Source organism: Kribbella sp. NPDC049174 (genome assembly GCF_043197365.1).
Classification (GTDB): Bacteria; Actinomycetota; Actinomycetes; order Propionibacteriales; family Kribbellaceae; genus Kribbella.
On the sequence record NZ_JBICSZ010000001.1, the window covers coordinates 1,683,229 to 1,694,559 of the forward strand.

General features: G+C 69.3%; 15 protein-coding genes. 6 read left to right on the forward strand and 9 right to left on the reverse strand.

From position 1 onward, the window contains the following. Positions 1-50: 50 nt before the first annotated feature. The 3 genes from ACGFIF_RS07955 to ACGFIF_RS07965 are packed head-to-tail and all read right to left on the reverse strand — an operon-like array spanning position 51 to position 2,673. On the reverse strand, positions 51-614 hold the full coding sequence (locus tag ACGFIF_RS07955; protein WP_393152655.1) for a GerMN domain-containing protein: 564 nt from the start codon (positions 612-614) through the stop codon (positions 51-53). Further along, on the reverse strand, positions 611-1,975 hold the full coding sequence (locus tag ACGFIF_RS07960) for an ATP-binding protein (protein ID WP_393152657.1): 1,365 nt from the start codon (positions 1,973-1,975) through the stop codon (positions 611-613). The genes ACGFIF_RS07955 and ACGFIF_RS07960 overlap by 4 nt, the downstream gene beginning before the upstream one ends. Then, a complete protein-coding gene (locus tag ACGFIF_RS07965) occupies positions 1,972-2,673 on the reverse strand; it encodes a response regulator (RefSeq protein ID WP_393152659.1) in 702 nt (233 codons plus the stop codon). Before ACGFIF_RS07965 ends, ACGFIF_RS07960 begins: the two co-directional genes overlap by 4 nt. Positions 2,674-2,855: 182 nt before the next feature. Here ACGFIF_RS07965 and ACGFIF_RS07970 point away from each other — a divergent pair, with 182 nt between their 5' ends. Both ACGFIF_RS07970 and ACGFIF_RS07975 read left to right on the forward strand, forming a co-directional pair. Next, positions 2,856-3,167 (forward strand): STAS domain-containing protein, encoded by a 312-nt coding sequence (locus ACGFIF_RS07970; RefSeq protein ID WP_393152661.1) that lies wholly within the window; start codon positions 2,856-2,858, stop codon positions 3,165-3,167. Positions 3,168-3,189: 22 nt separating this feature from the next. Continuing rightward, on the forward strand, positions 3,190-3,624 hold the full coding sequence (locus tag ACGFIF_RS07975) for a hypothetical protein (protein WP_393152663.1): 435 nt from the start codon (positions 3,190-3,192) through the stop codon (positions 3,622-3,624). Positions 3,625-3,644: 20 nt separating this feature from the next. Here the strand turns inward: ACGFIF_RS07975 and ACGFIF_RS07980 are convergent, their stop codons facing one another. Both ACGFIF_RS07980 and sigJ read right to left on the reverse strand, forming a co-directional pair. Continuing rightward, a complete protein-coding gene (locus tag ACGFIF_RS07980) occupies positions 3,645-3,821 on the reverse strand; it encodes a hypothetical protein (protein WP_393152665.1) in 177 nt (58 codons plus the stop codon). A gap of 106 nt (positions 3,822-3,927) precedes the next feature. Then, positions 3,928-4,845, reverse strand: coding sequence for an RNA polymerase sigma factor SigJ (gene sigJ / locus ACGFIF_RS07985; protein ID WP_393152667.1), 918 nt, complete (start codon positions 4,843-4,845; stop codon positions 3,928-3,930). Positions 4,846-4,953: 108 nt separating this feature from the next. On the opposite strand from sigJ, the gene ACGFIF_RS07990 reads away from it, so the two are divergent. From ACGFIF_RS07990 to ACGFIF_RS08005, 4 genes are all read left to right on the forward strand, one after another. Beyond that, positions 4,954-5,391 (forward strand): YybH family protein, encoded by a 438-nt coding sequence (locus tag ACGFIF_RS07990; protein ID WP_393152669.1) that lies wholly within the window; start codon positions 4,954-4,956, stop codon positions 5,389-5,391. Between the two features lie 8 nt (positions 5,392-5,399). After that, positions 5,400-6,008, forward strand: a complete 609-nt coding sequence (gene wrbA, locus ACGFIF_RS07995; RefSeq protein WP_393152671.1) for an NAD(P)H:quinone oxidoreductase — start codon at positions 5,400-5,402, stop codon at positions 6,006-6,008. A gap of 44 nt (positions 6,009-6,052) precedes the next feature. Beyond that, positions 6,053-7,672, forward strand: a complete 1,620-nt coding sequence (locus ACGFIF_RS08000) for a LuxR C-terminal-related transcriptional regulator (RefSeq protein ID WP_393152673.1) — start codon at positions 6,053-6,055, stop codon at positions 7,670-7,672. 82 nt (positions 7,673-7,754) lie between these two features. Then, a complete protein-coding gene (locus ACGFIF_RS08005; protein ID WP_393152675.1) occupies positions 7,755-8,588 on the forward strand; it encodes a class I SAM-dependent methyltransferase in 834 nt (277 codons plus the stop codon). 3 nt (positions 8,589-8,591) lie between these two features. On the opposite strand, the gene ACGFIF_RS08010 is transcribed toward ACGFIF_RS08005, so the two are convergent. From ACGFIF_RS08010 to ACGFIF_RS08025, 4 genes are all read right to left on the reverse strand, one after another. Then, on the reverse strand, positions 8,592-9,215 hold the full coding sequence (locus tag ACGFIF_RS08010; protein WP_393152677.1) for a hypothetical protein: 624 nt from the start codon (positions 9,213-9,215) through the stop codon (positions 8,592-8,594). A 34-nt stretch (positions 9,216-9,249) separates the two neighbouring features. Further along, positions 9,250-9,462 carry a DUF6458 family protein gene (locus ACGFIF_RS08015; protein ID WP_393152679.1) on the reverse strand — a complete coding sequence of 71 codons (213 nt, stop codon included), beginning with the start codon at positions 9,460-9,462 and terminating at the stop codon, positions 9,250-9,252. A gap of 61 nt (positions 9,463-9,523) precedes the next feature. After that, on the reverse strand, positions 9,524-10,432 hold the full coding sequence (locus ACGFIF_RS08020; protein ID WP_393152681.1) for a carbamate kinase: 909 nt from the start codon (positions 10,430-10,432) through the stop codon (positions 9,524-9,526). A gap of 226 nt (positions 10,433-10,658) precedes the next feature. Then, positions 10,659-11,120 carry a GyrI-like domain-containing protein gene (locus tag ACGFIF_RS08025; protein WP_393152683.1) on the reverse strand — a complete coding sequence of 154 codons (462 nt, stop codon included), beginning with the start codon at positions 11,118-11,120 and terminating at the stop codon, positions 10,659-10,661. Positions 11,121-11,331: the final 211 nt, after the last annotated feature.

Here is an 11,331-nt window from a genome sequence, read left to right on the forward strand (position 1 = left end):
GCACCGGAGAACGACACACGATCTCAAAGATTCCTCAGCGTCCTCGTCAACTAGGGCGACCGCAAGGCCTCGTAGTCGGCCGCCGTGAGCGGCGCGGTGGTGAGCGCACCGTCGGCGAGCAGGGCCTCAACCGGTGCGCCGTCGCGCCAGAACGTCACCTGATCCACGCTCTGCAGCGCGGCCACGGACAGCACGATCTGCCCGACCGCGAGCACGCTCTCGGTGGCCGAGCGGCCGTCGGTCTCGCCGGAAAGCTCGAGCCCGACCGTGGTCCCTTGGACGACCACGACGGTCAGCGCGATTCCGGGCGGCAGGGCTGACGTGATGCCGTCCGCCTGCTCGGCCGCGGTCGGGCCGGCCGTCAGTGCGTGGATCAAACCATCCAGTTGGTCGTTGCCGGCCACCTCACGCGCAACGCTGACCAGCCGGTCCTTGCGGACGAAGTTCACCTGCACGGTCGTCCTCGCCGCCGTCGGTACGGCGGTTCGTACGCCGGGGGACTGCAACCGCGACGGGATCGCCTGAGGCTCGATCGGCGCCGGCTCGCTCTGCAGCGGTACGCCGCACCCCACCAGCACCAGCGCGGCCGCGATCAGTCCGGCAACTACTCTCACAACCTCGCCTCCGGAAGCCGTACGACGAACTGCGCGCCACCACTCGGCGACGCGGTACACCACACCGCCCCGCCGTGGACGACCGCAGTCTCCGCCACCAGCGCAAGGCCGAGTCCGGTCCCGGACGACGAGCCACGCTTGGTCGCTCCCGTGGCGAACCGCTCGAACACCCGCTCCCGGTCGCGCGGCGGGATGCCCGGCCCCGAATCGTTGACCAGGACAAGCACATCCGACCCGGCCCGGCTGATCTCGACGCCGGTCAGTCCACCACCATGGGTCTCGGCGTTCTCGAAGAGGTTTCGGAACAACCGGCCGAGTCGTGGCTTGTCCGCCAGTACGACGACATCCTCCGCGCCGGTCAGGATCGACGGATCGCGCCCGACCTCACCGAGTACCTGCCGAAGCAATGGACCGAGTTCGAGCGACGCACTCGGCCTGATCGCGAGGCCGCCATCGGATCGCGCCAGTTCGAGCAGGTCGTCGAGCAGGCGCCGGAAGCGTTGCAGGTCGGCGGTCACCAGGTCCAGCGCCCGCTGGGACCGCTCCGGCAGGTCGTCGCGGCGGGAGTTGAGCAGGTCGACGCTGCCGACGAGTGTGGTCAAGGGGGAGCGGAGTTCGTGGCTGACGTCGGCGGCCAGCCGGGCATCGCGGTTGATCCGCTGCTGCAGGGTGTCGACCATGCTGTTGAAGGAACCGACGATCGTCGCGAGCTCAGGGTCGAGGGTCGCCGGCAGCCGATTGTCGAGATCGCCGCCCGCGATCGACGCGGCGGTGACGGCGACGCGGTTGAGCGGAGTCACGACCGACCTGCTCGCCCAGGCGCCGAGGGCCGCGCCGGCGGCGGTGGCCAGCAACGCGCCGCCCATCAGGATCGCGCTGAGCAGGCGGAGATTCCCGTCCAGCTCCCGCAGCGGCGCGATCTCGTAGAACTCCGCCTGCACGGCCGGCACCGGCACCCCGACCACCATCACCGGCCCGTCGTTCGAGCGGAACCGCTGGCCGGCGGCCCGCCCGCCGGCGACCTCAGCCAGGACACCGGCAGGTACGGCGTTGCGATGTCCGTCGAGCGCCGACGCGTACCACTGACCGCGCCACTTCAGGATGATCGTGTGACCGGACGGCGTACCGGCGGCGGTCAGGACGGCGGCGACGTCGGCCCCGGAGCTCTGCAACCGGCGCTGGACGAACGCGGCGTCCGCGAACGTCTCGTCCTGAATCACGCGCTCGCGCTGGGCCAGTAGGTACCCGCGGGCCAGCAGATACGTGCTGACGGCAAAGACCGCCGACACCAGCAGCGCGACCGCACTGAACGCGAGCACGAGCCGGCGCCGCAGGCTCAGGGTACGAACGCCGAACGTCATCGCGGATCCAGCCGATAGCCCATCCCTCGCACCGTCATCACAAGTTGCGGCCGGCCCGGATCACGCTCGATCTTGGTGCGCAACCGCCTGATGTGCACGTCGACGATGCGCTCGTCACCGTAGTACCCGTGCTCCCAGACGGATGCCAGCAGCGCGGATCGGCTGAGCACCCGGCCCGGCGGCTTGGCCAGCTCGGCCAGCAGACGGTACTCGGTCACGGTCAGGTTGACGTCCTGCCCGTCGAGCATGACCGTGCCGCGCGAGGTGGACAGCACCAGACTGCGGCCGGGGTCGGAGTCGAGGACGATATCGGGTTCGGCAGCCTCGGCGCTGGTGCGCAGACGCCGGCGCAGCGCGCGCAGCCGGGCGGTGATCTCCTTGATCTGAAAGGGTTTGGTGACGTAGTCGTCCGCACCCGCCTCGAGTCCGGCGACGATGTCATGGGTGTCGGAACGGGCGCTGACGACAACGATCGGGATGTCGCTCAGCCGGCGTACCTCCCGGATGCAGGTGTATCCGTCGACCTCGCCGAGCATCAGGTCGACCATCATCAGGTCCGGCATCGCGGTGCGGATCTGTTCGAGTGCCGCCGGCGTGTCGGCTGCCTCGGCGACCCGGTACCCCTCGTCCTCGAGGGCGAGGCGAAGTACCTCCCTGATTCGATCGTCGTCCTCCACGACCAGGACCTGCATCGGCATCATCACATCCTGGCGGGTCGGTCGCGCGTTGTGACGGCCCGGCACCGCATGTCACGTGATCGTAAAGAAGCGGGCGGCGGTCCGCGGCGAAGTCATCGGATCGTCAAGTGGGGGTACGGCAGATCTCAACGTCCGGGCCGGAGAGTGGGATCAGACCCGCACCGTCCAGGGAGGGACCGTCGATGAGCGACACCGCGCACAGTCCGCTTCCGCAGAAGGCGATCGTGACGCTGTCCGACGCCGACCAGGACGGCGCGCTGTCCCCGCTGCGCTGGCGATTGCACGGACTCGTGATGGACGGCGCCTGCCTGGTGGTCGTCGACGTCTCGGAGATCGATCAGATCTCGTCTACGCTGCTGGCTGCCCTGCTGGACACGCACCGGGTGTGCCGTCGCCGTGGTGGGGGAGTCGTCATCCGGCACGCCAGCCGGAAGATGACCGACGTACTCCGCCGGACCGGACTCGACCGGGTCTTCGAGGTCGAGGCGGCGTGACCGATCCTGGGGGGAACCGGCTGTGAACCAGTCCGAGCACGAGTCGAGCTGGTCGGACTACGTCGATGTGACGGTCGTCCAGTTCGCGACGCATACGGCGTACCTGGATCCGAGGACCGGGACCGGCTATCTCGTCACCCCCGATCCGGAGCTGGACATCCCGTCACCGGATGAGCCGTTCGTCGGCGGCCTGTCGCTGCACACGGCCGACTGGCGGCGCGCGCTGAGCCATCTGGAGGAAGACGACTGGCAACTGCTGTACGACGACGAGGGCAAGGTCGAGCGAGCCGGCCGCACCATCGACGGCCGCGCTGTGGTCTGCCTGTTCGGCTCACCGACCGCCGCGCAACCCAGCATCGAAACCCTCCGCCGCGCCCTCATCGCCCTCGACCTGGCCGCCGCCGTCGACCCCACCACGCGGCATTCGGACGACGACCAACCGCCCGCGGAGTCGTAGCGACGCCGGCGATCAGTTGGTCACAGTGGCAGTGGTTCGGGAGCTTCCTGGTGTTGTGCGGCCTGCGCGGTGAACGGCGACCGGGGCCCGAACCACGCGTCGAGTACGGCGTCGTCCCCGAGCGCGCCGAAAGGCGCCGGGGCATGCTCCAGAATCCGGAGCAGCGCCAGTAGTCGCTGCGTCGTCTCGCACATCATCGGGCCCTCCGACAGGCACAAACCAACCCTCGGCGCTGCCGCTCGGAACACCGATGTCTAACCATCACATCGGTGACGGACCGTCGATCGTTACAGCCGCGCTGTGTCAGTCGGTCAGCCAGGGGCGCAGTTTCTCCGGGTTGCGGACGGCCCAGATGTGCCTGATCCGGCTCTCGGCGATGTCGAAGGCGATGACTGTGACGGTCACGCCGTCCGCCTGGGCGACCAGGCCGGGCTGGCCGTTGACCGTGCGCTCGAGCAGCGTGAAGCCGGGCCGGCGGTCGGCCAGGGAGGCGAAGTAGCGCGCCACCTGCTCACCACCGGAGACCGGGTGGAGCTCGGCGCTGACCAGGCCGCCGCCGTCGCCGATGGCGACCGCATCGGGGTCGAGCAGGCCGATCAGGGCCTGGATGTCCTTGGCCTGCCAAGCCTCCTTGAAGTTGCGGACGAGGCCGGCGGTCTCGGCCGTGGGCGTCGGCGACGGCTGGGACGCGTCGAGGCGGCGCCGGGCCGAGGTGGCGAGCTGACGGCAGGCCGCGGGGGAGCGGCCGACGATCTCGGCGACTTCGGGGAACGGGTACCGGAAGACGTCGTGCAGGATGAAGGCGACGCGTTCGGCCGGGGTCATCGACTCGAGGACGACGAGGAAGGCCATGTTCACCGACTCGTCCAGCGTGACGCGTTCGGCCGGGTCGACCGCGGTGCCGGCCGATCGCCACTCGGTGCCGTCGGGCAGCGGCTCCGGGATCCATTCACCGACGTACCGCTCGCGCCGGGCCCGGGCGGAGCCGAGCAGGTCCAGGCAGATCCGGCTGGCGACCTTGGTGAGCCAGCCGCCGGGTGACTCGATGGCCTCCTGCTCCGGCCGCGACATCGCGTACCACCGGGTGTAGGTCTCCTGGACGACGTCCTCGGCGTCGGCCAGCGAGCCGAGCAGCCGGTACGCCAGGTTGATCAGCTGGCGCCGCTCGCTCATGATCGCGCTCAGGCCCGGATCGAGCCGGTCGCCTCGTGATCCGGTCATGGTGTCCACGATTCCCTTCGTCGGATCCGCCGTCCACCTGGTACGACGAAACGGCGTACCGAAGTGTGAGGTCCTCACAATCCGGCCGGCTGTGTCGTCGTACCGATCATGACCACACAACACGCGATAGACGAAGTAGACATCCGGGAACGGATCGACACCTTGGTCGAGTCGGTGCGGACGCGGGACCTCGACGGCATCAAGACGATGTTCGCTCCGAACCTCGTCTCGTTCGACATCGAGCCGCCGCTGCGCCACCTGGGCGCGGAGGCGAAATGGAACAACTGGATCAAGGTCTTCACGGTGTACACGGCGCTCGACTACGAGATCCGGGACCTCACCGTCCAGGTGAGCGGTGACCTGGCCGTCGCGTACAGCCTCAATCACATCAGCGGCACGCTGCAGACCGGGGACAAGAACGACTACTGGCTGCGGTGGACGGCCGTGTTCCGGAAGATCGACGGCACCTGGCTGATCACGCACGACCAGGTCTCGGTGCCGACCGACTTCGCGACCGGCCGGTCGAAGCTGGATCTGGAGCCGTGAACGCCGCGATGGAACCAGTGAATGTTGCGGTCATCTACTACAGCGCCACCGGCACCGTGCATGCGCTGGCACGTGCCGCGGCCGAAGGCGCGGAGAAGGCCGGCGCCAACGTGCGACTCCGCAAGGTGCCGGAACTGGCTCCGGAGGCCGCGATCGAGTCCAACCCGGCCTGGAGTCAGCACCTCCGCGACACCGCAGACATGGTCCAAGCCTCCCTCGACGACCTGGCCTGGGCCGATGCGGTGCTGTTCGGTACGCCGACTCGCTTCGGTACGCCGTCCAGCCAGTTGAAGGCGTTCATCGACACGACCGGCCCACTATGGCAACAGGGTCAGTTGGTCAGCAAGGTCTACTCGGCGCTCACTGCCAGCAGTACGGCGCACGGCGGTCAGGAGTCGACGATCCTTGCGTTGAGCAACGTCTTCTACCACTGGGGCGGGATCATCGTGCCGCCCGGGTACACCGACCCCATCCAGTACCAGTCCGGCAACCCGTACGGCGCCTCCCACGTGTCCGGCGAGGGCCCGCCCAGCGAGGTCGCCCTGGAAGCAGCCCGCTACCAGGCCCGTCGAGTGGTCGACACCGCCACCGCCCTCAAGATCGGCCGCGCCGCCTGACGCTTGCCCTGTTCGTCGGGTGCTCGATGCCTGAGACTGCGAACATGGGTAGCACGACGTACGGCGTACTGGAGCAAGCGCGGGCGTCGTTCGCGGAGCGTTCCTGGCAGGACGCGTACCGGCAGTTCGCCACGGCGGATACGGCGACGCCACTTGAGCTGGACGACCTGGAGAGCCTCGCGCTCGCCGCGTACCTGTCCGGCCGGGACGAGGAGTCGACGCGGGTCTGGACGCGCGCTCACCACGAGGCCGTCCGCCGCGACGATCCACTCCGGGCCGTGCGGTACGCGGCTGCGATCGGGGCCGGCTTGCTGTTCCGCGGCGAGACGGCACCGGCGATGGGATGGTTCGCCCGGGCCGAGCGGGTCCTCGAAGGCTGCGGCGACTGTGCGGAACACGCTTGGCTGCTGACCTGGAACGCCTTCGTCCGGATGTGGAGCGGTGACGTCGAGCAAGCGCAGCCGGCCTTCGCCGAGAGCGGCAGGGCCGGTCTGCGCTTCGACGACACCGATCTGCTCACCATGGCCCGCCTCGGCGAGGGCATGTGCCTGGTCCTGCAGGGGGAGAGCCCACGCGGTATGGCGTTACTCGACGAGGTAATGGTCGGGGTTACCTCAGGCGAGGTGTCCCCGCTGTACGCCGGTATCGCGTACTGCACCGTGATCGCCGGGTGTTCGGAGGTCTTCGACCTGCGACGAGCCAGGGAGTGGACCGCCGCACTCAGCCGCTGGTGCGATGCCCAGCCCGATCTGGTGCCGTTCCGGGGCAACTGCCTGGTCCATCGCTGCGAACTCATGCAGTTGGACGGCGCCTGGGCGGAGGCCGCGGAGGCTGCGCGTCAGGCCTGCGAGCACCTGTCCGGCCCGGTCAGGTGGGACACGCTCGGGTCGGCCTACTACCAGCTGGGCGAGCTGCAGCGGTTGCGTGGCGAGTTCAGTCAGGCTGAGGAGAGCTACCGCAAGGCCAGTGAGTCCGGCCGCTCGCCGGAGCCGGGCCTGGCGCTGCTCCGGCTGGCCCAAGGACGTATCGACATCGCCACCGGCGTCCTGACTCGCGCGCTGAGCGAGGTCGAGGAGTCGTCCGCGCGGTCGCGCATCCTGCCTGCGTACGTCGAGACGATGATCGCCTCGGGTGATGTGGCGTCGGCCCGGCTGGGCGTTGACGAACTCGACCAGATCGCCGAGGCCATCAAGGCGCCGTACCTGCGGGCGGTGGCTGCGACGGCGAAGGGAGCGGTGCTGCTGGCGGAAGGCGACGCCGGCTCGGCGCTGCGGACGCTGCGGGTAGCTGCGGCGACGTGGCGGACGCTGAACGCGCCGTACGAGACGGCTCGGGTCCGGGTCTTGATCGGGCTGGCGTGCGACGCGCTCGGCGATCCCGAGATGTCGGCGCTGGAGATCGACGGCGCGCGGAAGATCTTCGAGCAACTTGGCGCCAGACCTGACGTCGAGAGGATCGAGCGCCCGCGCGACGGCGGCCTGACCGCTCGCGAGGCGGAGGTGCTGCGCCTGCTCGCGGCCGGAAAGACCAACCGGGAGATCGCGCGGGACCTCGGTCTGTCCGAGAAGACGGTCGCTCGTCATGTCAGCAACATCCTCACCAAGACCGGCGTCCCATCCCGCGCGGCGGCCACGGCCTATGCCTACGAGAACCGCCTGATCTAGACAGAACTACCCACGTCCCCGGCGCGGTCCTGCGTCGTTTGACCGAAGCCGTCCCGTCCGTACCCGGCCTAGCGTCTTGGCCATGACAGATCTGGAGCAGCACACCGCACCCGTGGAGGCGTGGGACGCGATCGCGGGCCTGTACGACGAGCATGTCGCGCCCGGCGAGTCCGACCTGGCAACGGCCGGACTCCGACTGGCCGGACTGCGTGCGGGAGACTCGTTCCTCGACGTCGCGGCCGGCCCCGGAGGTTTGAGCCTGCCCGCGGCACGACTTGGTGCGAAGGTCCTGGCGACCGACTGGTCACCGCGGATGATCGACCGCTTCACGGCACGCGCGGCCGCCGAAGGACTCGACGCCGAGGGTCGGGTGATGGACTGCCACGCCCTCGATCTCCCCGGCGACACCTACGACGTCACCGGGTCCCAGTTCGGCGTCATGCTCGTACCCGATCAGCCGCAGGCGCTACACGAGATGGTCCGCGTGACGAAGCCGGGCGGACGGGTGCTGCTGATCGCGTACGGCGACCCGAGTCAGTTCGAGGCATTGCACTTCTTCATCAGTGCCGTCCAGGTCGTCGTCCCCGAGTTCGAGGGACCGGCCGACGACGAGCCGATGCTCGAGTTCCAGGTCGCCGATCCCGACGTACTGCGGCAGCGGCTGATCGACGCGGGCCTGACGAGTGTCGTCGTCGACACCGCGCAGCAGGAGCGCATCACGGTGTCGAGCGGACGCCAGGTGTGGAACTGGACGCTCGGCGGCAATCCGATTCCGGGCGAGCTGATCGCCGATCTCAGCGACGGGCAGCGCGATGACATCGTCCGGGTGCTCGACGGCATGATCCGCGAACGCTCCGGCGGCGATGAGCCCCTCGTGCTGACCGCGCCGCTGAACATCGGCGTCGGAACGAAGTAGGTGCTACCGGGCTGACGCCAGGGTGGTCGGCGTGTCCTGGCCGGGCCAGGTGCCGGCCAGGACCGTGCCGGTCAGTTCAGGGGTGGTGTCGAGGCGGCGGACGATCGTCAGCTCGACGGTGTCGGTGGTGATCACCGTCGGCTCGGTGTCGACGATCTTCACAATCGCGCCGACCGCGGGCGCGACCGCATCCGCAGGCGCGTTGCTCGAGATGCTCATGGTGAGTTCGCGCGGCTCGAGGCGGTCGCCGACCTGGGTGACCTGCTCGGCTTGGCCGGTGTTCGCGACGATCGCCTTCGCCAGCTCCGCGACGTACAACGGGTCGCCGGTGCCGTCGTAGATCCAGCGCTTGCCGAGGACCGAATGGTCGGCGGTGCCCAGCAGCAGGTCGTCCGCACCGGCGAGAGGGGCGCCTCGGTAGGTGAGCGGCACCTGGTGCACAGGCCCGTCGCCGACACGGACCAGCAGCGTCTCGAGCCCGACCGCACCGGCCGGGTCGTCGAACCGGTACGCCGCGACCCGCTGGACCTCACCCTTCGGCCCGTCGTACCAGCCGCGTGTAGGCAGCCAGTCACTCAGAAGTTCGAGCTTGGACGGGCGCAGCGTTGCCTGATGAATGAGAGCCATGCGCGCATCGTAAGCGGCGGCGCCGACAGCCGGTTCACTCCTCGAAGTGACGGTGTTCGCGGACCTGCCGGTGCGTGGTGTTCGACCGCTGGCTGACGAAGAACATGGCGATGACGAGGCCCAGTGCACCGGCACCCATCAGGATGTAACCGACAGCGGTCAGATCGACACCGCTCAGTCGGTCCGACACCGCGAAGGCCAGAATCCCGCCCACGGCAAGCAGAAACACGGACACACCGATACCCACGAGGAACTCCTCACGTTCAACCCCGTTCGAACTGCGAGCAATCCTCGCGGTACCCGGGCGCTTACCGCCCAAACCGGATCTGGGTACCGGCGGTACCCGAGATGACGGCCGTGGTGTCGTCCAGGGACCCGATGGCGGCGTGCGCCCGGGTCACCTCCACGAAGTGCCGGGCGGCGGTGATCTTCGGTCCCATCGAACCGGCGGGAAAGTGGTGCGAGGCAAGCGTCCGGGTGTCGATCCGACCGAGCGCACGCTGGCCCGGAGTGCCGTAGTCGACGTACACCGCCGGTACGTCGGTGAGCATGATCAGCAGGTCCGCACCGAGCTCGATGGCGATGAGTGCGGCCGTCGCGTCCTTGTCCACGACGGCCTCGACGCCGGTCAGCCCGGTCGGGCCTTCGACGACCGGTATGCCGCCTCCGCCGGCCAGGATGACCGTGACGCCGTTCTGGAGCAGGAGCTCGGCGGCGTCGAGTTCCAGCACCCGCTGCGGTGCGGGGGATGGGACAACACGTCGCCACTCGGTGCCGTCCTGATGCACCGACCAGCCCGAGGTGAGCGCGAGCTCGCGGGCGCGCTCCTCCGAGTAGCCGCTCCCGACGTACTTCGTCGGCTCGTTGAAGGCGGGATCGTAGGCGTCGACCACGGTCTGAGTCACCAGCGTGACCGCGCGGCGGCTGAGGCCGGCGTTGGTCAGCGCCTGCTGGACCCAGTACCCGATCACCCCCTGCGTCTCGGCGACCAGGTCGCTGAGCGGGTACGGCTTCGACAGACTCGTGTCGGCGAAGCTCTCAAGCGCCAGCAGCCCGACCTGCGGGCCGTTGCCGTGCACGATGACGACCTCGTTGTCCTCGGCGACCTTGGCCAGCGCCGGAGCGGCCGCGGCCAGGCGGGCGACCTGTACGTCGGCATCCGGGCGCTCACCACGCCGAAGCAATGCGTTCCCCCCGAGCGCGATCACTATCCGCATGCTTCAGAGTGCCACGACAGACCGGGGAAGTCGGGACCTTCGGCCCTGACGGGGAGGTGCGGACCGGCGGTGCAATGGAGGTGTGAGGGGGGTCGGCGGTGAAGGTGCCGGGTCGACACAAGAGCAGCCACTCCCCGTCGCCGTCACCGAGTGACGCTCCGGCCTCCCTCCGACCTCAGCAGCCTCGCGCCCCGGCTCAGTCCCCGGGCGCCGCTCAGTCTCCCGGTCAGTTGAGCCGGAACGGCTGGATGACCTCGGTGCGCCAGCGCTGGGCGCGGTTCGGCGGGTCGTGGTAGACCTCCCACGCATCGCCCGCGCGCGCCCCGTGCTCGGTCGCGAGCCAGTCGTCCAGCGCGCGGTACGCGTCACCCAACTGCTCATAGGTCCCCACATGCCACGCGACGACGACATGCCCGCCGGGCAGGCAGGACGGCAGGATCTGGCGATCGCCGCTGATCCGCACGGCCACCGGGAACCCGGCCTCGACCTCGAAGAGACCGTCGGCCCGGACGTGATACCGGGCGAACGGGAATCCACCCGGCGGGATGCCGTGCCGGCGCAGGTACTCGGCGACCACGTCGAACGCCGTACGGAACCAGCCCCGCACCTCGTCGCGGTGCAGGGTCGCTCGCAGTACGGCGGTGGGTTGCTCGGGCACGATGCGCGATTCGGGGTGATCGGTACGCACGTCTCCTCCCGGGGGGCCAAGGCTCAGCCTACGATCGCGACCCACCCGCTGGCCACGGGGGCGGAACGTCCTCGGCAGTTCGGGACTTTCGGCCCTGTCGGAGCCGGTGGCGCCGGCGGCATTGTTGACGCAGAGGGGGACCTTCCCGGCCCGCCGGAGCGGATGACGGGTGGCACCAACAGGGGGTTGCCACCGACCACGCCGCTTCCCG

Coding starts and splice junctions, on each gene's coding strand:
- ACGFIF_RS07960 (WP_393152657.1), bottom strand. CDS start 1,975: ATGACGTTCGGCGTTCGTACCCTGAGCCTGCGGCGCCGGCTCGTGCTC.
- ACGFIF_RS07965 (WP_393152659.1), bottom strand. CDS start 2,673: ATGCCGATGCAGGTCCTGGTCGTGGAGGACGACGATCGAATCAGGGAG.
- ACGFIF_RS07970 (WP_393152661.1), top strand. CDS start 2,856: ATGAGCGACACCGCGCACAGTCCGCTTCCGCAGAAGGCGATCGTGACG.
- ACGFIF_RS07980 (WP_393152665.1), bottom strand. CDS start 3,821: ATGATGTGCGAGACGACGCAGCGACTACTGGCGCTGCTCCGGATTCTG.
- sigJ (WP_393152667.1), bottom strand. CDS start 4,845: ATGACCGGATCACGAGGCGACCGGCTCGATCCGGGCCTGAGCGCGATC.
- ACGFIF_RS07990 (WP_393152669.1), top strand. CDS start 4,954: ATGACCACACAACACGCGATAGACGAAGTAGACATCCGGGAACGGATC.
- wrbA (WP_393152671.1), top strand. CDS start 5,400: ATGGAACCAGTGAATGTTGCGGTCATCTACTACAGCGCCACCGGCACC.
- ACGFIF_RS08000 (WP_393152673.1), top strand. CDS start 6,053: ATGGGTAGCACGACGTACGGCGTACTGGAGCAAGCGCGGGCGTCGTTC.
- ACGFIF_RS08005 (WP_393152675.1), top strand. CDS start 7,755: ATGACAGATCTGGAGCAGCACACCGCACCCGTGGAGGCGTGGGACGCG.
- ACGFIF_RS08010 (WP_393152677.1), bottom strand. CDS start 9,215: ATGGCTCTCATTCATCAGGCAACGCTGCGCCCGTCCAAGCTCGAACTT.
- ACGFIF_RS08020 (WP_393152681.1), bottom strand. CDS start 10,432: ATGCGGATAGTGATCGCGCTCGGGGGGAACGCATTGCTTCGGCGTGGT.